Here is an 18,853-nt window from a genome sequence, read left to right on the forward strand (position 1 = left end):
CTCGGTCCCTCGGGAGTGGCGATCCGGGACCGGCTCAAGGGCCTCACCCTTGTGGATGAGGAAGTTCTGCGCGCGGTGGGTGAGCATCTCGGTTTGCTGGCGGGGCGGGATCTGAAGGCGCGGTGCGCTGCCGGCCTGGGTCACAACAGCGACGCGTGGGCGGATCGGAAGCGTGCTCTGACCGAGGATTCTTCCTCGCGGTGGGCCGGGTCGATCACGAAGGCTTCGCACGATCAGTGGACGTTGTCTCGACGCGCCCAGCTCGCGCACATCCAGTCTCTTGAGGCCGGTATCGCGGCGATCGGGCACCGCCTGTCGCTGCCGGTGGGCGCCAAGGGCAGCAAGCGGGCGCCGGGCGGCTACCGCACCCGGCAGGAGTGGTTCGCCAAGACGCGCCGCCTGCACCTGCTCAAGTGCCGGCTGCAGGCCGAGCGGGCCGACCGGGAACAGGGCCGCGTGCGCGTGGTACGTGGCGGCAAGCGGCTGCTGAAGGCCCGTAACAACCTGCCGGACGCCCGGCTCACCGAGCCACAGTGGCGCCGCAAGTGGGAAGCCGAGCGACGGTTCCTGCAAGCTGACGGAGAATCCGGGAAACGGTTCGGGAACGAGACGATCCGCGTCACCCCCGACGGGAAAGTGTCCCTCAAACTGCCCGCGCCGCTGGCGCACCTGGCCAACGCGCCGCATGGGCGATACGTGCTCGCCGCGAAGGTGTCTTTCCCGCATCGGGGGGAGCAGTGGCGCGACCGTGTCACCGCGAACCGGGCGGTGGCCTACCGCATCCACGAAGACGTCGCCAAGGGCCGCTGGTACCTGACCGCTTCCTGGGCGATCCCGTCGGTCAAGACCGCGCCCCTGAGCGCTGCCCGGGCCGGCGGCCTGATCGGCGTGGACACCAACGCCGACCACCTGGCTGTCTGGCGTCTGGATGAGCACGGCAACCCGCTCGGCGCCCCGCTCACCTACGGCTACGACCTGTCCGGCACCGCGCAGCACCGTGATGCCCAGGTCCGGCATGCGCTCATCCGGCTACTGCACTTCGCCAAGCGGCACCACCTGTCGATCGCGGTCGAAGACCTCGACTTCGCAGCGGAGAAGACCCGCGAGAAGCACGGCCGCCGCAAGCGGTTCCGCAAACTGATTTCCGGCATGCCCGTGAGCAAGCTACGCGCCCGGCTCGTCAGCATGGCGGCCGAGCTCGGCATCACCATCATCGCCGTCGACCCCGCCTACACCAGCAAGTGGGGCGCGCAGCACTGGCAGAAGCCCCTCACCAGCAAAAACCGCAAGACCACTCGCCACCACGCGGCAGCGGTGGCGATCGGACGGCGTGCCCTGGGACACCCGATCCGGCGACGGACGGCACCGCCCCCACACGACCAGAGCGATCGTGCGGGGCATCGGACCGCCCAGGCCGGACCGGACACCACAAGGCGCGAGGAAACCCGCCCCCGCATTCCCGGACCACGGACACGATCCGCCGACGCCGGACGCGGTGAGAACGCGGGAGACCAGAACGCCCAACACCGTTCGGGGCGCTCGGCCGAGCACGGGTCCTGGAAACAGAACTCACTCCCGCTCAGTCTGTAGGAACGGTTGGATGGGTCGGGCGTCGGCAAGGATGGCCGATGGCGGCGGTTCGCGTAGCTGTCGCCTTAGGTCGACGGCCTGTCGGGAGTCGATCACTATGACGGTGGCGGTGGTGGCGGCCAGGATGGTCAGCACCCAAAGCGGGGGCAGGGGGCTGGTGATCGGGGCGAGGGCCGCGATGAGCAGGATTCCGAGGATCCGGACCGGGCGGATGTCCCGTCGGACACGCCACCGGAATGCCTGGTTGGCCAGGAGATAGAGGATGACTCCGGTGAAGAGGGCCAGGTGCCCGAGCGGTGTGTGCGTACTTGACGGGTGGGCGATCAGGCCGAGGAGCTTGCGCAGGCCGAAGGCGAGCAGCATCAGGCCGGCGATCATGGGAAGGTGTAGGAAGGCGTAGGCGTCTCGGGCCAGTGCCGCGCGCTGTCTGCCGGTCGAGGATTGCATGGTTTGGTGTCCGACGATGGCGTCGGTGTCGAAGTACGCCCACCAGAGGCTGGCCAGCAGGATCATGTTGGCTGCGATGGCAAGGATGACCGACCAGGAGATCGGACGGTCGAACACGGCCACCCCGGTCGAGATGATCGCTTCGCCCAGCGCGATGAGGATGATCAGTTCGTAGCGGTCGGTCCAGTGCTTCGCGGACCCTATGTTCCAGAACCTCCGCCCGACGAGGTAGCCGCTGGAGAGGTCGACGGTGACGGCCGCGAGCCAGAGGGCGGCTTCGAGCCGGCCTGTGTCGGGGCCGGGAGGTCGGGAGGCGGCCTGTGCAGCGAACAGCAGCAGGGTCAGCGCTGTCACGGTCGGGACGGTGACCCGCCACGCCTGTGCGCGTAGCGGTGCGTCAGCGACCCGCCAGAACGTGGCCAGGTGCAGCAGGCGGAGCGCGGCGTAGCACAGCACAACGATCATGGGACCGGGCAGGCCCCCTGGAACTCGGTCGAACGCCTGCGGGATGGCGATACCGATCGTCAGGGTCAGCGCCACGATTAGCAGGACGCTCAACCGGGCGGCGATGGACTCGCTGCGCAGCGCGTTACCGATGCCCGTGTAGACGCACCAGGCAGCCCAGAGCAGGGTGAGCACCGCCAGTCCCTGGACGACCCCGGCCGCGGAGGGGTGCCGGGTCATCAGAACGGTGACCTGGATGAACGCGTAGACGACCACCAGGTCGAGGAAGAGCTCCCTCGGGGTGACACCGGTACCGATGGCACGGGCAGCCGCCGGCGCGACCAGCTCGTGCAGTTCGCGGTGGCGCCGCCGGAACACGGTGAGGTCGGCCAGCACCATGCTGACGAGGACGGCGGCGAGCAGGCCCACCGCGGCCAAGGTCGGTAGGTGGACCGCGACCGGTGCCAGGGCGATGATCAGGACGATTCCCAGCAGCGGGCTTCGACCGAGCAGGCCGATGGTGCGGCGCTCGACGGCCGTCAGGCTGAGCAGGTAGAGGAGGGCACCTCCGTAGAGAACGAACACGCTCAGCCAGTCCCAGTGGTGGGCGGTTGGGGGCTCGACCGAGCTCAACGCGCGTTTGAGGCCGAGTGCGAGCAGGACGAGTCCAACGATCATGGGTGCGTGTAGCAGGCTGTACGCGTCACGGCCCAGAAGCGATCTCCTGCCTGCCGAGCCCTGCTCCACCGCCTGTTCGGCGGCGAGTCCGGCGATGTCGAAGTAGCGCCACCACAGCACCGCCACGACCAGGAGGCTCAGTACAGAGCCGAAGATGACCGCCCAGGTAATCGGCGGACCTCCGTTCAGGCCCCGGCTGGTGCCGATCGAGATGATCGTCTCACCGAGTGCGATGAGCATGATCAACCGATGCCGCTCGGTCCAGTGCGACACGGACACGATCGGCAAGCCACCACCCGCGCCGATTGCCCGAACGCCGATGAAGTCGACCAACGCGGCGGCGAAGAAGAAGGCCAGACGGACATCGTTCACCCCCGCCGGCAGGTGACGCGGCAGCAGGGCACCGCACAGCAGCAACACCGCGCTGCCGCACAACGGCAATACGCCCAGCGTTGGCCTAGGCATCCGCTGCGTGCCCCACGTGGCGGACATGAGGATCAGTACCGCCATCAGCCGCGCTAACACGAAGGCGGTCACGAAGATCAGCGGACCAAACAGCGCACCGGGCCGATCGGTGAAGGCCACCGGCGTGGCAATGCCGATCAACAGGATGATCGCGGCCACCCCGAGGATGATCGGCCGGATCATCCCCCAACGCACGCGCACGACATTGCCCACCACGGTGTACGAGGTCCACGCCCGCCACAGCAGCAGGATCACGACCACGCCCTGCAGCAGGCCCTCGAGCCGGAACTTCTCCGCCATCAGGTCGGTCACGCTCAAGAACGCGTACACGAACACCAGGTCGAGAAACAGCTCCAATCGGGTCACTCCGAAGCCCCCGGCCTCGAGCTCGAACCGCCCGCTGAACCGCGCCCGGCCCGGCACCCAGACCCGTAGCCGACGGCCCCTGCTCACCTCACCAGTTTGCCAAGCAGCCAACGGCCAGACAGCGAGATCGAAAGCTTGCCTGGGGGCTATCCCTAGCGCGAACGGGGTTTCCGGCGATGGTGGTTAGTAGGCATCAGCGGTTGGGAAGCGGCCGCGGAGTCACATCGTTCAGTGTCGCGGTTCTGCACCCAGCGGACATCGCCACACGGATCGGCAAGTCCGAACGCACCGTCCACCGGTACCTGACGCGACCGGTCACGTACGGCACGGCGCACGTCAACCGGCACCTCGCCGGCAGCCGCCCTCGCTGACACCGCCGGCCGGTCCTTGTCGTCACCGAAAACCGCACCCTTCGGGCGGATGTGCGGGATGTTCGATGCGGGGTGGTCCTTGCCCGGCTGAGCGGGCTTGAGGGCTCCGGACTGGCCGCAGCAGGTTCAGGGACGCGGCGCCTCCCCTGGGGAGGGGAACAAGGCGCGCGGCTGTCCGCCCGACCACCACAGCCCGATCGCGAGCGCCGCGGTCGACTCGAGGTATGCCGCCCGCGCGAGCCCGCCACACGGCGCCGGCGTGCAGCCGATAGAGCTGATCAGGGTTTCCGTCGCCGCGGCTGCTGTGGTGTGGTCGGTGCAGTAGGGCACAGCCAGCGGTACGTCCTCGAACGTTGGCGCACGTAGTGTCCAGATGCTCACATGGCAAAGGTTGAACGCCTTGACCACACGCGCGTCGGGCACAGCAGCCGCCAGTTGCCGCGCCACAGACGTGGCAGCACCGGTATCGAGCATGAGTCCGTCGCCCGTCGGTACAAGGGCGTTGGTGCAGTCGATCACCGTCCGTCCGGCGAGGCTGCTGGCAAGACCGCCCACCAGTTGTGGGGCCGCTGTCGCCGGGACCGCCACGAGCACGACGTCACCATGCGCCGCCGCATCCGCGAGGCTGCCATGCCCAGCGGCGCCGATCTTTTCGGCGGTCCGCTCCGCACGTTCCTCACTCCGGCCACCGATCACCACCACATGCCCGGCCGCGGACCATGCGCCGCCGAGCGCCGCCGCCATACCGCCCGTCCCAAGAATGCCGATTTTCACCTGCAGTACTCCGTTTCTTCCCCTGCGGTGGCTCGGTTCTGACCACCGTGCAGGACGATAGGCAGGCCGATGCACACCAAACGGTGTGCGACACATCGGGCAGGATGGACCCATGAGAGGCGCCGTTGAACAGCTCGACGACTACACCTCCGACTGCCGGGCCCGCGTGGCATTCGAGGTGCTCGCCAACCGCTGGGACAGCGTCGTGGTCTACACGATCGCCGCGTACGGTCCGATGCGTCCGGCGGCGCTCCTCAACCGGATCGGCGGGATCAGCCCGAAGGTGCTCAACGACGCGCTACGCCGACTGGAGTACAACGGCCTGGTGGAACGCCGGCCGTACCAGCAAGCGCCACCCCGCGTGGACTATGCGCTGACCGAAGCGGGCGACGCGCTGCTGGAGCCCATGCAGATGATGGGCGCCTGGGCCATCAGGTACGCCGATGCGGTCCTCGACGCCCAGGAGCGGTTCGAGGCACGGAGACGCCCACCCGGTCCCGATCCGCTCGACATCACCAGTCAAAGCTTCTAATCCACTGGCCGGGCCTGAGCGACAGATCAGTGCAGAGCGCCCATCACCGACTGTGACGAGCCAGCGCGCACGCAGGGCGGCAGGAGCGGATGTTTCAGGCTTGCCGGCATACCAACGTCGACGGGCGCTGTGACGGTCTACTCGCCTGCCTCCGCGTGGGTGAGAAGGCGGGCGGCCAGGGCGCGCACCTCGGCTCTGAGTTCGGCGGGCCGTTCGATGGTGAAGGGCCAGCCGAGCCCGGCCAGCATCTGGGCGGCGCCGTCGAGGTGTTCGGCTCGGGTGGTCAGCCGCACTCCGTCGGCGACCTCGGTGAGTGTGCCGACCGTTGGAGGGATCCGCTGGCGTGCCTGGGCGAGGCCGGTGTGCAGCAGGACCGAGACGTCGTGGGCGTAGGGCACCGAGGCCAGTCCGGCAAGGACGTGTCCGGTGGGGTCGAACCCGGCCGGCACCTCGAACGCCCCGTCGGTGGCGCGGATAGCGCCGATGCGGTCGAGTCGGAATGTCCGCATGGATCCGCTGGCGTGGTCGCGACCGGTGACGTACCAGCGGCCGTTGTGGAAGACCAGCCCGTACGGGTCGAGGCCGCGTTCGCTGGAGCGGCCATGCCAGGTGGTGTATGTCAGCTGTACCGGGTGTCGGTGCCGGGCCGCCTCGGCGAGCACCAGCAGCACCTCGGTGCCGGGCGGGGTGGGCTGCCGGACCGGTCCGGTGACGTCGATGGTGACCAGTAGGGCGTCGATGCGCCGGGCAAGGGCGGCTGGCAGCACCCGGCGCAGCTTGGCGGTGGCGCTCTCGGTGGCGGCGTGATCGGCTGTGACCAGTCCCGCGCTGTGCCCGGCGGCAAGGCCGAGGGCGATGGCGACGGCCTCCTCGTCGGTGAGCATGAGCGGCGGCAACTTGTATCCGGGCGCGAGCCGGTACCCGCCGTAGCGGCCACGGCGCGTCTCGACCGGGATGCCCAGGTCGAGGAGGTGGGCCGCGTAGCGGCGGACGGTGCGCTCGTCGACGCCGAGCCGGCGGGCCAGGTCGGCGACGCTGAATGCGCCGCCCGACTGGAGGATCTCCAGCAGGGCCAGTACCCGCGCTGTCGGCCTGGCCAAAGAAGTCCTCCTAATCCGGGCGGAAACTGCCCGGTATTGACCGTAGTGTGCCGCGCATGACGACATTCGTACTGGTCCCCGGGTTCTGGCTCGGCGCCTGGGCTTGGCATTCGACGGCCGCTGAACTACGCCGGCACGGCCACGACGTGTACCCGATCAGCCTGACCGGCCTCGGGGAGCGCGCCCACCTGGCCCGTCCCGACACCGACCTCGACGTCCACGTCACCGACGTGGTCAACCTCCTGCGCTACGAGGACCTTCGCGACGTGGTCCTCGTCGGGCACAGCTACGCCGGTAGCGTCGTCACCGCGGCCGCCGAGCGCGTCACCGACCGCGTCGCCCAATTGGTCTATGTCGACACCGGCCCGCTGCCCGACGGGGTGGCCCAGGTCGAGTTCACCCCGCCGGCCGAGCGCGAGCGCAACGCGGCATTGGTGGCCGACCACGGTGACGGGTGGCGGCTGCCGCCGCCGCCCTGGGCCGACTTGGCCGCCGGCGTGCCCGACGTGGATGACTCGATCGTCACGCTGCTGCGCGAGCGGTCGGTCGACCAGCCGTGGGCGACCGCCACCGCCCCGGTCCGGCTGACCGGGGCATGGGAGAAACTGCCCAGACTCGGCGTGCTGTCGAGCTTCACCGCCGCGCAGGTGCAGGGGATGGCCGCGACAATGCCGCTGTACCGCCACATGGCCGGCGACGCGTGGCGCTACGAGGAACTGCCGACCTGGCATTGGCCGATGCTCAGCCGGCCGGTCGAGCTGGCCGCGATCCTGCACAACGCGCGGCTGACGGCGTAACCGCCGCTGCCGGGTGACCACACAGCAGTTCACCCGGCAGCGGTACGCGGTCGACGACGGAACCGAACAACCCGACCATGCCACCCAAAGCAACATCCTCAATTCGGCGCGTCCGGACGCCGGCGATCAGCGTCGATGGCATCTTCGGTGACGAGCGCCTCGCGGCCATAGCCGGCGTTGATGCAGCACCTGATTCGAGTAGGTTAGCCAAGGTTGTGGGCTGCGGTGTCGTGCAGGTGGTGTCGGGTAGCATCAGCCATAGCCGGGGCGAGGCGTCAGATCGAGTCTGTAGCGGGTGTAGGGCGGCCTGTTCGACGGCATGGACGTGGCCGACCGGGTTCGGCTAAGGGCGTTGACCCGGCCGGCAACGGCGTTGACTTCCTGCTGCGGCTCGGGCCGCGGGAAGGATGCGCCCTTTTGAGGGGGCGCTGTTTGTGGAGGCGCCCCGCGTCCTCGTACTGGTGGTGTGGCGGGCGCGGCGTAATACGCCCTCACCATGCCACTGCTTAGCCCATGCTCTTGGCACCGTCCAGGGACTCGCGGATGATGTCGGCGTGGCCGGCGTGCTGGGCGGTCTCGGTGATGATGTGCATCAGCACCCGGCGGGCCGACCACCGGTCCTCGGGCTGGAACCACGGGGCCTTCGGCAGCTCCTGGGTGGCGTCCAGGTCGGGCAGGGTGGCGACCACTTCGTCGGTACGGCGGGCCACGTCGGCGTAGTCGGCCAGCACACCGGCCAGCGTCTCGCCGGGCAGCATCCGGAACTCGTCGGCCCGTCGGGCCCAGTCGGCTTCGGTCATATCGGTGAAGTCACCCCCCGTCGCCGACTTGCCGTCCAGGATGAAGCCCACCCAGTTCCGTTCGGCCGATGTGACGTGCTTGATCAGGCCGCCGAGGCACAGGTCGCTGGTGGTGGTCCGGCACCCGGCCTGCTCGTCGGTGAGGTCGCGGGTGGTGAAGCGCAGGAAGTGCCGGTGCTTGGCCAGCATCGCCAGCAGGTCGGCGCGCTCGCCGGTGACGGCGGGCGCGGCGGACAGGTCGCGGGTGGTCGCTTCGTCGACGGTCATGGTCTGCCTTTCCTGGTGGTTCGGTCAAGAACACGCTAGGGACCGTAGCGGTCACTTTCTGGCCTGAATTGCGGAAGAATCGAGATCATGGCGAACACCAGCACCCGGACACTGCGGCTGCTGTCCTTGCTCCAGACCCACCGGTACTGGCCGGGCACCGAACTGGCCGAGCGGCTGGGCGTCTCCGTCCGCACCCTGCGCCGCGACATCGACCGGCTGCGCGAGCTGGGCTACCCGGTCGAGGCGCAGCGCGGCGTCGACGGCGGCTATCAGCTCACCGCGGGCGCGTCACTGCCGCCGCTATTGGTCGACGACGACGAGGCAGTCGCCCTAGCCGTGGGGCTGCAGGCCGCGGCGCACAGCTCGGTGGAGGGCCTCGCCGAGTCCTCCGTGCGGATGCTGGCCAAGGTGGTGCAGGTGATGCCGGCCCGGCTACGGCGCCAAGTCGAGGCGCTGCGCGCGATGACCCTGCCCGCCGGCTGGGACAGCCCGACCCGGCCCGGCGTCGACCCGGGCGTGCTCACCGCGGTCGCGCTGGCATGCCGGGACAGCGAACACCTCCGCTTCTCCTACACCGCCGCCGACGGCCAGCACACCGACCGGCACGTCGAACCGCATCGGCTGGTCTCCCTCGGCCGCCGCTGGTACCTGGTCGCCTACGACCTCACCCGGCACCACTGGCGCAGCTTCCGAATCGACCGCCTCACCGCGCCACACGGCACCGGATCCCGGTTCCGGCCCCGCGACCTGCCCGCCGCCGACGCCGCCGAGTTCGTCCGCACCAGTCTCGGCAACCTGCCCCGCCCGTACCGGGTGGAGGCCTTGGTCGACGCCCCGGCCGCAGCCGTGCGCGAGCGGATCGGTCGATGGGGCACAGTCGAGGAGCTCGACGCCAAGCACTGCCGAGTGCGGATGACCGCCGACTCCCTGGACTGGCCGACCATGGCACTGGGCGCGCTCGGCGCCGACTTCCGCGTCCTCGACCCGCCTGAACTGCTCGAGCAGATCCACAATTGGGGTGCCCGATTCAACCGGGCTAGGGCGTGATCCGCCCTTCACGGTCGACGCGCTCGCGGCATAGCCAAACGCGGGGCGCAAGTGCAGATCCGGCCGCAGGTAGCCGGCGGGCGAACCGTGGAAGGCCTTCCCGTCCGGGCAAACGGCAGCAGCGGTCCGGGGAGAGCTGGCCATGGGTGCGCCGCTGCCCGTACATGGGTGAAGTTGGGATCCGGTGGGTAGTGCTCGAGTCCAGCTGTGTGCGCCGTGCCGAGTCTGATGGCGAGGACTACCTGCGGACGCAGATCGCGCACCGATTAGGTTTCCGCGCCGTGTCCGTCTGTACGTGTGAGATCGACCTACGGGAGGCTGGCACGATGCGGAAACTGATCTTCGGTATGAACCTGAGCCTGGACGGCTACATCGCCGCGCCCGGCGACGACCTCGGCTGGAGCGTACCGAGCGACGAGCTGTTCCAGTGGTGGTCCGACCGGGTGGGGGCGACCAGCCTGGCGCTGTACGGGCGCAGACTGTGGGAGACGATGAGCTCTCACTGGCCGACCGCCGACCAGCAGCCCGGCGCCACACCGGCGCAGATCGAGTTCGCCCGCCGCTGGCGGGACATGCCGAAGGTGGTGTTCTCCTCGACGATCAGCACGGTGGACTGGAACACCCGCTTGGTCACCGGGGACGCGGTCACCGAGATCACCCGGCTCAAGGCCGAGGACGGCGGCCCCATGGACATCGGCGGCGCCACACTTGCCGCAGCGGCCATGCGGGCCGGCCTGATCGACGAGTACGTGCTGGTTACCGCACCGGCCTTGCTGGGCGGCGGCACGCCGTTCTTCACGGCCTTGGACAGCTGGGTGAACCTGAACCTGGTGGAGACGCGGACGTTTCTCGGCGGCGTGGTACTGACCCGATACGAGACGAGGCGATGAGTACGGGCCAGTTCCTGGGCTCGTGAGGCCAGGACGAAATCCTTCCTGGCGTGCTCACCGTGCCCCTCGACCTTGAGGGAACTTTCCCCGGCCTTCGGGCATGAAGATGCCCCGCCGGCAACGCCGGCGGGGCGTTGGTGTTCGCGTTGTCGCGTGGTGTTCAGGCAGTTGGGGTGCTCATTCCGCGGTGACTTCGGTGACGCCGGCCCGTGGCGCTGGACTCGTCGACGATGGGGACTTGTCTGATCACAGTGTCGGTGGCAGGTCCAGCCATGGTTTGTCGGTGGCGTCGAATCCGGTGAGCTCGGCGATCTTCCCGTCGACGATGTGCAGGACCGCGATGGCGAATAGCCGGTACTCGGGGTCGTCGGGGGTGCGCAGGTACAGCACGGCGGCGGGCATGCGGTTGACCGTCGTGGTGATACCGCGCCAGTCGTCGTGGCCGCGCTGGAAGAGCCCACCGGAGAGCCAGCCGTTGACCGCGTCCTTGGCCGTCGTGGTCACGGTGCCCGGATCGGGCAGCATCGCGAAGCGTAGGTCGTCGCGCAGCAGGGACATCAGCCTGTCGAGGTCGTTGCGCTCATGGGCCTCGATGTACGACTTCACCACGCCGCGCTCGTCATTCGACAGCTCGTGGGTGGCGGGGCTCCGCCAGTTGAGGCGGCGGTCGGGCAGCTGCTCGCGCATCGTCACACGGGCCCGCTGCAGTGCGCTGGTCACTGATGCGACGGTCAGCTCGAGGGCTTCGGCGGCTGTCGACGCCGGCCAGCCGAGGACGTCGCGCAGGATGAACACCGCCCGCTGCCGCGGCGGCAGGTGCTGGACGGCGACAATGAACGCCAGCTCGATCGTCTCCCGCGCCACCACCGATTCCTGTGGGTCCTCGGGGAGCATCCGGTCGGGGTACGGCTGCAGGTACAGCACCTCGGAGTCGGGGTCCGGCAGCTCGGACGGCACGGGTGTGCGGTCGTCGCGCTTCCTCAGGAAGTCGAGGCAGGCGTTCGTCGCGATCCGGTACAGCCAGGTCCGCAGGGCCGCGTGGCCCTTGAACGACTCCCGCTTGTTCCACGCTCGCAGGAACGTCTCCTGCGTCATGTCCTGGGCGTCCTCGTAGTTCGCGAGCATCCGGTAGCAGTGCACCTGCAGCTCACGCCGGTGGCGCTCGGTCAGGAGCGCGAACCGCGCGGTATCGTCCGCGCGGACCGCCGCGATGAATGTGGCCTCGGCGGCGCCAAGCCGTCTGGCGTCGGTCATGTCGTTAATCCTTCCACCGGTGCGAGAGTGCTAACTGAACTGACGACGTGGCGGAGGATTTCTGATCGGCGAAGCCACGGACACCGGGCCGTTCGCCAGGCCGGACGGGTGGGGTCGTCGATCCAGGGGAGGTGCTCCGGGGTCGGGAACGATCCAGGGACGTCGAATAGCCGATCGTTAGAGAGGGCTGACCGGCCTGCACCGTTGCGCTTCGAGCCGTGTCTGGTGCTGTACATGCGCCGCTCCCCTGCTGATCTCGGCACGAGGCCGTCTTGGGCAACGCCCGGGGTGGCCTCTTCGTGTTGCCGGTCCGCGCCAACCGTGCCCGGCACCGTGAGTCACTGACAGGTCTTGTCGGGGTGTGACAGGTGGGCGGCGAGTTCGATCGGCCTGACAGCCGAGATCTGGGCGGTGCATGTCATCCACGGCATGCCCGCCCGGTGGGGACCACCACCATCCGGCGAGGCCAATGGTCCGGCATGGCTGGCGCGGCGTACTGACACCGCACCCCTTCGTCACACGCAAGGGAGGAGCGCCCCCACCGGAGCAGACGGTCCTTCGCCTGGTCCCCGCCGCGGCGGCCCACCGATCCCTGTGGAGGAGAGCAATGCACACGATCTCTGTTCTCAACGACCTAGTCCTGGCCGCCCCCGCCCCTGACGACGGCGGAGGCCCCCACTCGATCGCCCAGGTCATCGCCAATATCACCGGCTGGGTCATGGGCATCATCGCGTTGGTCGCGACGATGTTCCTGGTCATCGGCGGCCTGCGGTACATGGCCGCCGGAGGTGACCCGGCGCAGGTCGAGCAGGCGAAGGGCAACGTCAAGTCCGCGCTGGTCGGCTACGCCCTCGCTGTGCTGTCCCCGATCATCCTGCAGGTGCTGCAGGGCATCCTCGGCGGCTGAGGCGCGGTCATGGTCGACTGGCTGATGAACGGCCTGGTCAGCTGGCTCGCCGAGAAGGTCACCGACCTTCTCGGCGGCCTGCTGGCCTTCCTGGCATCCTCCATCTTCGTATCGCCGGACGTCACCGTCCTGCCGCAGGTGACCTCGATCGCCGGCAAGAGCGCGGTGGTCGTCAACGCCTGCTTCATCCTCGCGATCATCGCCGTCGGCGTCGCCGCGATGGTCGGCGACTCGATCGAGATGCGCTACGGCATCAAGGAGTTGATCCCCCGGCTCGTCGTCGGCTTCGTGCTGTCCGCGTTCGCGGTCCCGCTGACCGGCGTGCTCATCGACATCGCCAACGCCCTGACCGTGTCGATGGCCGGCACGTCCGCGCCGACCCGCGAGGCGGTCACCTTCGTCCGGGCTCGCATCGCCTCGGCGATGACCGACGAGACCGCCACGCTCCTGATGGCCATCATCGGACTGCTCATCGTCGTGTTGATGTTCATGCTCGTCGGCACCTGGCTCGTGCGGATCGGGGTGCTGGTCGTCCTGGCCGGGGTCGCGCCGGTGGCCCTCGCGTGCTACGCCACCCCGTGGACGCAGGGTGCCGCCGAGTTGTGGTGGCGCACCCTGCTGGGTTGCCTGGCCACACCGGCGCTGCAGGCGGTCGCGTTCTCGGCGGGCATCAACCTGCTGACCGACCCGAAGTCGAATCTGCCGATCCTGCTCGGCCTGCCCGGCTCGGACACGGTGAACCTCATGCTCGTCATCGTCGTGCTGTGGGTCACGATCAAGATCCCCGGGATGGTGCGCCGGCACGCCAGCCGCGCGGGGTCGCCGAACGCCGGCGGGATTCTGCTGCGCGCGGTGCTCATCCAGGGCGTCACCCGCCACCTGCCGCTCGGCCGGGTCGCGCGTACCGCCGTGCGAGGTGGGCGATGACCCAGCAGGACACTCCCCCGCGCGCTGTCGTTCCGGCCAACGTCAACGAGCCCGACCGCATCGCGTTCGGGCTGACGTTCCGGCAGCTGGGCATCATCGGCGGTGCCGGCCTGGCCGGGTTCGGTCTCTACCGCGCCTTCGGGCATCTGCTGCCGCCGGCGGTGTGGATCGTCGCCGGGGTCATCGTGTTCGCCGCCGCGGTCGTGGTGGCGCTCGGCCGCCGTGACGGCCTGCCGCTGGATGTGTGGCTGCGGCACGGGTTCGCGCTCGCCCGTGGCCCGCGCACGCTCGCGCCGGGTGTGGCACAAGCAAGCTCGGTCGCGGTCGTGGCCGGCAAGCCGAGCGTCCCGGCGCCGCTGCGCTCTCCGGTCACCGCGGTCAGCCCGACTGGAGTCCTCACCAGTGAGGGCAGCGACAAGGTGTTGATTGCCTGCGGCACCACGAACATTCACCTGCGCACCGGCGGCGAGCAGGGTGCGTTGCTGGACGGGTTCGGCCGGTTCCTCAACTCGCTGACCGGGCCGGCGCAGATCGTCGTTGCCGCGCAGCGGCACGACCTGACCGCCTACGCGCAGGCGACCGTCGACCATGCGCCGCGCCTGCCGCATCCGGCGTTACAGGCCGCCGCCGACGACTACGCCGAGTTCCTCCTCCATCTCGACAGCGAGCGCGACCCGTTGCGCCGCCAGGTCCTCGCCGTCGTCACCGGCGCGCACGCGGCCGAGGGCGCCGTACGCGCCCTGTCCGGCCTCGGGGTCGAAGCCGCCGCTCTGGACGGGCCGGCCGTCGCCTCCGCCCTCGCGACCGCGGTCGATCCGTTCTCCCCACCTGCGCCTGGCCCCCGAGCAGTGCCGGGCACTCCGATCACCCTACGGAGCACACCATGATCTTGTTGAAGCCGAAGAAGAAGAGTGTCGCGGCCGGGGAAGGCATACCCTCCCCGGCCGCGTTGTCGGTCACCCCATCACACGTGCAGGTCGGCGACGGGTACGCCGCCACGTACGCGGTGTGCGGCTACCCGGCCGAGGTCGGCCCCGCCTGGTTGGATCCCCTGCTGTCCTACCCCGGCCGGGTCGACGTCGCCGTGCACCTGGACCCCGTTGCGCCGCAACTGGCCGCGCCGATGCTCAAGCGCCAACGCGCACGCCTCGAATCCTCCCGCCGCCTCGACGCCGACCAGGGACGGCTGGGTGACCCGATGGTGGAGGCGGCAGCCGCCGACGCCGCCGACCTCGCCGACCGCGTCGCCCGCGGCGCGGCGAAGCTGTTCGAGGTCGGCATTTACATCACCATCCACGCCCGCACCCTCGACGAACTCGCCACCGTCACCGCAGGTGTGAAGTCGGCCGCCGCCAGCGTGCTCCTCGACTTGCAGCCGGCGACGTTCCGCCACCAGCACGGCTGGATTGCCACCCTCCCGGTCGGTGTGGACCCGCTGCGGATGCGCCGCATCCTCGACACCACCGCCCTCGCGGCAGCGTTCCCCCTCGCCTCGGCCGACCTCGCCGCCCCCTCCCCCGGCACGGTCGCCCCGCCCGAGGGCGTGCTCTACGGGGCCAACACCACCAGCAACGGGGTGCTCATATGGAACCGGTGGGCGCAGGACAACCACAACAGCGTGGTCCTGGCGCGCAGCGGCGCCGGAAAGTCGTACTTCGTCAAGCTGGAAGTCCTGCGCAACCTCTACCAGGGCACGACCGTCAGCGTGATCGACCCGGAGGACGAGTACGCGCCCCTCGCGGAGCACGTCGGCGGCACCGTCGTGCAACTCGGCCAACCGGGCGTGCGCATCAACCCCCTCGACCTGCCCGCCGACAACCGGCCCGACACGCTCACCCGCCGCGGGCTGTACCTGCACACGCTGATCTCGGTCATGCTCGGGGCGACCCCGCCGCCGGCCGAACGAGCCGCCCTCGACCGGGCCATCACCACCACCTACAACCAGGCCGGGATCAACGGCGACCCGGCCACCTGGACAAAACCTGCTCCGCTGTTGCGGGACCTGGCCGAGGTCCTGGCCGCCGACGGTGACCCGGCCGCCGGGCAGCTCGCCGCGCGGCTCGCCCCGTGGACGGTCGGGAACTTCGCCAGCCTGTTCGACGGGCCGACCACCACCACCCCGAAGGGCCATCTGGTGGTGTGGTCGCTGCGGCACCTGCCCGACGAGCTGCGCACCGTGGGCACGCTGCTGGCCCTGGATTCGATCTGGTCGGGCATCGACACTCCCGCCACGAGCTCACGCCGGCGGCGGCAGCTTGTGGTGGTGGACGAAGCGTGGCTGCTGATGCGCGACGGCGAAGGCGCACGGTTCCTGTTCCGGATGGCGAAGGCCGCCCGCAAGCGATCCGCTGGGCTGTGCGTGATCACCCAGGACGCGGCCGACGTGCTGTCGACCGACCTCGGCCTCGCCGTGGTGTCCAACGCCGCTACCCAGGTGCTGATGCGGCAGAGCACGCAGTCCATCGACGCCGTCAGCGACGCGTTCAACCTGACCGCCGGGGAATCGCGGCTGCTGTTGTCGGCGCCGCGCGGCGAGGGCCTGCTCGTCGCCGGCCGGAGCCGGATTCCGTTCCGCGCCCTCGGGTCGGCCGCCGAGCACAAGATCGCCGTAACCGGCCTCGGGGAGGAGGCATGACGACCGCTGTGGTCTGGCCCGCCGAGCTTTGGCACTGGATCGTCGCCCGACCGTGGCTCGGCGTTCTCGCCGCCGCCACGATCGTCGGCGCGGTGGGCACCCATGATCAGGTGCGCGCCTGGCGGCACCGACGGCTCGCGGCCGGCGCGCGGTGGCTGACCATCGCCGCCCCACCCGAGGTCACCGCCGAGGCCGCCGCCGCGTTCTGGACCACCCTCACCGGCGTGCTGACGCCGTCGGTGTGGCAACAGCGCCTGTTCGGCATCCCGCACGTCGGGTGGGAGTACACCTGGAGCGGCCGCGCCCTGACCATCCGGGTGTGGGTACCCGGCACGGTGCCGCACGGCGCGGTCGAGGCCGCTGTCCGCGCGGCCTGGCCCGCCGCCACCCTGACCGTCGCCGACGCCGCCGCCCCGATCCCACCGCAGGTGGGTGAGCAGGTGGGTGGGGCGCACTGGCCGCAGCGCCCCGACCTGCTGCCGCTGCGCAGCGACCACGACGCCGACCCGCTGCGGGCGCTGCTCGCCGCCGGCGCGCAGGTCCGGCATCGCGAATACGCGTGCGTGCAGATCCTCGCCCGCCCGGCACCCGCCCGCCGCGTCCGCGCGGCCAGACGGGCGGCAGCGACCACCAGCAACCAGCCTCAGGGGCGGCCCGATATGGCCGCCCGCGCCGTTTCGGGCGCGGCGCGACTGGCCATCGAGCCTCTGCTGTGGCTCGTCGATGTGTTCACACCCGGCTCGTCCCGGCCCCGCAGCCAGACGAACGCCGCGGCGCGGGTGGCCGAGCGGGACCCGGTGGCCACGGCCGACGCCCGCACGATCGTGGACAAGGCCGTGCGGGTGCCGCACTTCGAGATCGCGGTCCGGTTCGCCGTAGCGGCCGCCCCGGGCAAGTCAGCGCCGGACCCGGCGCGGGCCGAGCAGGTTCGGTCACGCCTCGTCGGGCTCCGGCACGCCATCGCCTCGGCCGCCGCGGCATACACCGGCCCGAACCGGCTGCGGCGGATGAAGATGCCGCAACCTGTGGCCACCCTCGCCGGGCGGAGGCTGCGTCGCGGGTTCCTGGCCACCGTGCCGGAACTCGCGGCCATGGCGGCGCTGCCGCAGGACCTCGCCGTGCCAGGCCTCGATCGGGCTCGGGCCAAGGCCGTGCCGGCCCCGGTGCAGGTGCCCTCCGGCGGCCGGGGCGTGAAGGTGCTGGGCCGGTCGCAGATCGGCCACCACAGCGTCGGCCTGACCGTCACCGACGCCCGCCAGCACGTGCACGTGGTCGGCAAGACCGGTGTCGGCAAGAGCACCCTGCTGTTGAACATGATCCTCGGCGACATCAAGGCCGGGCGTGGGACGGTGGTCATCGACCCGCGTGGGGACCTGATCACCGACATCCTCGACCGGCTGCCCGCCTCCTACGCGAGCAAGGTCGTGATCATCGACCCGGATCAGGAGAACCCAGGCTGCTTCAACCCCCTCGACGACCAGGGCGATCCGCACTTGGCGGTGGACAACCTGGTGGGGATCTTCGCGAAGATCTTCCAAGGCCAGTGGGGACCGCGCATGGACGACACCATGCGCGTGGCGTGTCTGACGTTGATGCGGCATGCGAAACCGACGCTGAGCATGGTCCCGTCGCTGTTGCAGGACCGACAGTATCGGGCCAGGTTCACCCACGGCCTGGACGACCCGGATGGGCTCGGCGGGTTCTGGGTCTGGTACGACGGCATCAACGAGCAGTTCCGGGGGCAGGTCATCGCTCCGGTGCTGGCGCGGTTGCGCGCTTTCCTGCTGCGCGACTTCGTCAAGAGCGTGATCGGTAACGTGCACAGCTCGTTCGACATGGGCCGGGTGCTCGACGGCGGAGTGCTGCTGTGCCGACTGCCCAAGGGCATCCTCGGCGAGGAGACCAGTCGCATCCTCGGCTCAATGATCGTCGCCCGGGTGTGGCAGGCCGCCATCGCCCGGGCCGCCATCCCCGAGGACCAGCGGAAAGACGCCTGCCTTTACGTGGATGAGTGCCAGAACTTCCTGACGCTGCCCGGCAGTGTCGGGGACATGCTGGCCGAGGCGCGGGGGTTCCGGCTCGGGCTCGTGCTGGCGCACCAGGACTTGGCGCAGTTGCCCAGGGACGTCGCCGCGGCGGTGTCGGCCAACGCGCGGTCGAAGGTGTTCTTCACCGTCGATCCGGCCGACGCCAGGGAGTTGTCCCGGCACACCAAGCCCGAGTTGGACGAGCACGACCTTGCCCACCTCGACATTTACACCGCCGCTGCCCGGGTGCTGGTCGGCAACCGGGAGCTGCCGGGCTTCACGTTCGTGACCAACCCTCCGGCGCCGGTCGTGGGTGAGGCGACCGCGATCCGGCAGGAGTGCGCCGCCGCCCACCGCCGCACCGGCGGCGAGCCGCCGATGCAGCAGCTCGCCCGCACGGCGATGCGACGGCGCATGACCGAACGCGAACGCTGACCGGGTTGCCTCGTTCGGGGGCTCGGCTGGGTGCGGCATCGGGGGCTCGTTTGGGGGTGTCGGCGACACGAGACCCCACACGAGTCCCCTCCGCCCGGCC

Annotated in this window: 15 protein-coding genes; 10 read left to right on the forward strand and 5 right to left on the reverse strand. The window is 70.0% G+C overall.

The window, feature by feature from the left end; all coding sequences use genetic code 11:
- The coding region (locus ACY34I_RS33560) for a hypothetical protein (RefSeq protein ID WP_462759187.1) at positions 1 to 1,590 on the forward strand (1,590 nt) is incomplete at its 5' end.
- Here ACY34I_RS33560 and ACY34I_RS33565 read toward each other — a convergent pair.
- On the reverse strand, positions 1,570 to 4,077 hold the full coding sequence (locus ACY34I_RS33565; protein ID WP_462759188.1) for a low temperature requirement protein A: 2,508 nt from the start codon (positions 4,075 to 4,077) through the stop codon (positions 1,570 to 1,572). The two genes, ACY34I_RS33560 and ACY34I_RS33565, sit on opposite strands and share 21 nt — an antisense overlap.
- Before the next feature lie 410 nt (positions 4,078 to 4,487).
- Entirely contained in the window at positions 4,488 to 5,135 is a 648-nt protein-coding gene (locus ACY34I_RS33570; RefSeq protein WP_462759189.1) for an NADPH-dependent F420 reductase, read from the reverse strand.
- Between the two features lie 112 nt (positions 5,136 to 5,247).
- On the opposite strand from ACY34I_RS33570, the gene ACY34I_RS33575 reads away from it, so the two are divergent.
- Positions 5,248 to 5,667 carry a winged helix-turn-helix transcriptional regulator gene (locus ACY34I_RS33575; protein ID WP_462759190.1) on the forward strand — a complete coding sequence of 140 codons (420 nt, stop codon included), beginning with the start codon at positions 5,248 to 5,250 and terminating at the stop codon, positions 5,665 to 5,667.
- A gap of 137 nt (positions 5,668 to 5,804) precedes the next feature.
- Here the strand turns inward: ACY34I_RS33575 and ACY34I_RS33580 are convergent, their stop codons facing one another.
- Positions 5,805 to 6,767 (reverse strand): helix-turn-helix transcriptional regulator, encoded by a 963-nt coding sequence (locus ACY34I_RS33580; RefSeq protein ID WP_462759191.1) that lies wholly within the window; start codon positions 6,765 to 6,767, stop codon positions 5,805 to 5,807.
- A gap of 56 nt (positions 6,768 to 6,823) precedes the next feature.
- On the opposite strand from ACY34I_RS33580, the gene ACY34I_RS33585 reads away from it, so the two are divergent.
- Positions 6,824 to 7,564, forward strand: a complete 741-nt coding sequence (locus ACY34I_RS33585; protein ID WP_462759192.1) for an alpha/beta fold hydrolase — start codon at positions 6,824 to 6,826, stop codon at positions 7,562 to 7,564.
- Positions 7,565 to 8,070: 506 nt separating this feature from the next.
- On the opposite strand, the gene ACY34I_RS33590 is transcribed toward ACY34I_RS33585, so the two are convergent.
- On the reverse strand, positions 8,071 to 8,631 hold the full coding sequence (locus ACY34I_RS33590) for a DinB family protein (RefSeq protein WP_462759193.1): 561 nt from the start codon (positions 8,629 to 8,631) through the stop codon (positions 8,071 to 8,073).
- Between the two features lie 87 nt (positions 8,632 to 8,718).
- On the opposite strand from ACY34I_RS33590, the gene ACY34I_RS33595 reads away from it, so the two are divergent.
- Both ACY34I_RS33595 and ACY34I_RS33600 read left to right on the forward strand, forming a co-directional pair.
- Positions 8,719 to 9,678, forward strand: coding sequence for a helix-turn-helix transcriptional regulator (locus ACY34I_RS33595; RefSeq protein ID WP_462759194.1), 960 nt, complete (start codon positions 8,719 to 8,721; stop codon positions 9,676 to 9,678).
- A 326-nt stretch (positions 9,679 to 10,004) separates the two neighbouring features.
- Positions 10,005 to 10,568, forward strand: a complete 564-nt coding sequence (locus tag ACY34I_RS33600) for a dihydrofolate reductase family protein (protein WP_462759195.1) — start codon at positions 10,005 to 10,007, stop codon at positions 10,566 to 10,568.
- A 246-nt stretch (positions 10,569 to 10,814) separates the two neighbouring features.
- On the opposite strand, the gene ACY34I_RS33605 is transcribed toward ACY34I_RS33600, so the two are convergent.
- On the reverse strand, positions 10,815 to 11,822 hold the full coding sequence (locus ACY34I_RS33605; protein ID WP_462759196.1) for an RNA polymerase subunit sigma-70: 1,008 nt from the start codon (positions 11,820 to 11,822) through the stop codon (positions 10,815 to 10,817).
- 607 nt (positions 11,823 to 12,429) lie between these two features.
- On the opposite strand from ACY34I_RS33605, the gene ACY34I_RS33610 reads away from it, so the two are divergent.
- From ACY34I_RS33610 to ACY34I_RS33630, 5 genes are read left to right on the forward strand one after another with little or no spacing between them, the layout of a single operon-like run.
- A complete protein-coding gene (locus ACY34I_RS33610) occupies positions 12,430 to 12,729 on the forward strand; it encodes a pilin (RefSeq protein ID WP_462759197.1) in 300 nt (99 codons plus the stop codon).
- A 9-nt stretch (positions 12,730 to 12,738) separates the two neighbouring features.
- Complete coding sequence (locus ACY34I_RS33615; protein ID WP_462759198.1) at positions 12,739 to 13,656, forward strand: conjugal transfer protein TrbL family protein; 918 nt, start codon at positions 12,739 to 12,741, stop codon at positions 13,654 to 13,656.
- Positions 13,653 to 14,543 (forward strand): PrgI family protein, encoded by an 891-nt coding sequence (locus ACY34I_RS33620; RefSeq protein WP_462759199.1) that lies wholly within the window; start codon positions 13,653 to 13,655, stop codon positions 14,541 to 14,543. The genes ACY34I_RS33615 and ACY34I_RS33620 overlap by 4 nt, the downstream gene beginning before the upstream one ends.
- Positions 14,540 to 16,291: a VirB4 family type IV secretion system protein gene (locus tag ACY34I_RS33625; protein ID WP_462759200.1), complete on the forward strand. Its 1,752-nt coding sequence runs from the start codon at positions 14,540 to 14,542 to the stop codon at positions 16,289 to 16,291. The genes ACY34I_RS33620 and ACY34I_RS33625 overlap by 4 nt, the downstream gene beginning before the upstream one ends.
- Positions 16,288 to 18,753: a type IV secretory system conjugative DNA transfer family protein gene (locus ACY34I_RS33630; protein WP_462759201.1), complete on the forward strand. Its 2,466-nt coding sequence runs from the start codon at positions 16,288 to 16,290 to the stop codon at positions 18,751 to 18,753. The genes ACY34I_RS33625 and ACY34I_RS33630 overlap by 4 nt, the downstream gene beginning before the upstream one ends.
- Positions 18,754 to 18,853 lie beyond the last annotated feature (100 nt).

This window comes from Micromonospora sp. RTBAU3-60, assembly GCF_054963695.1.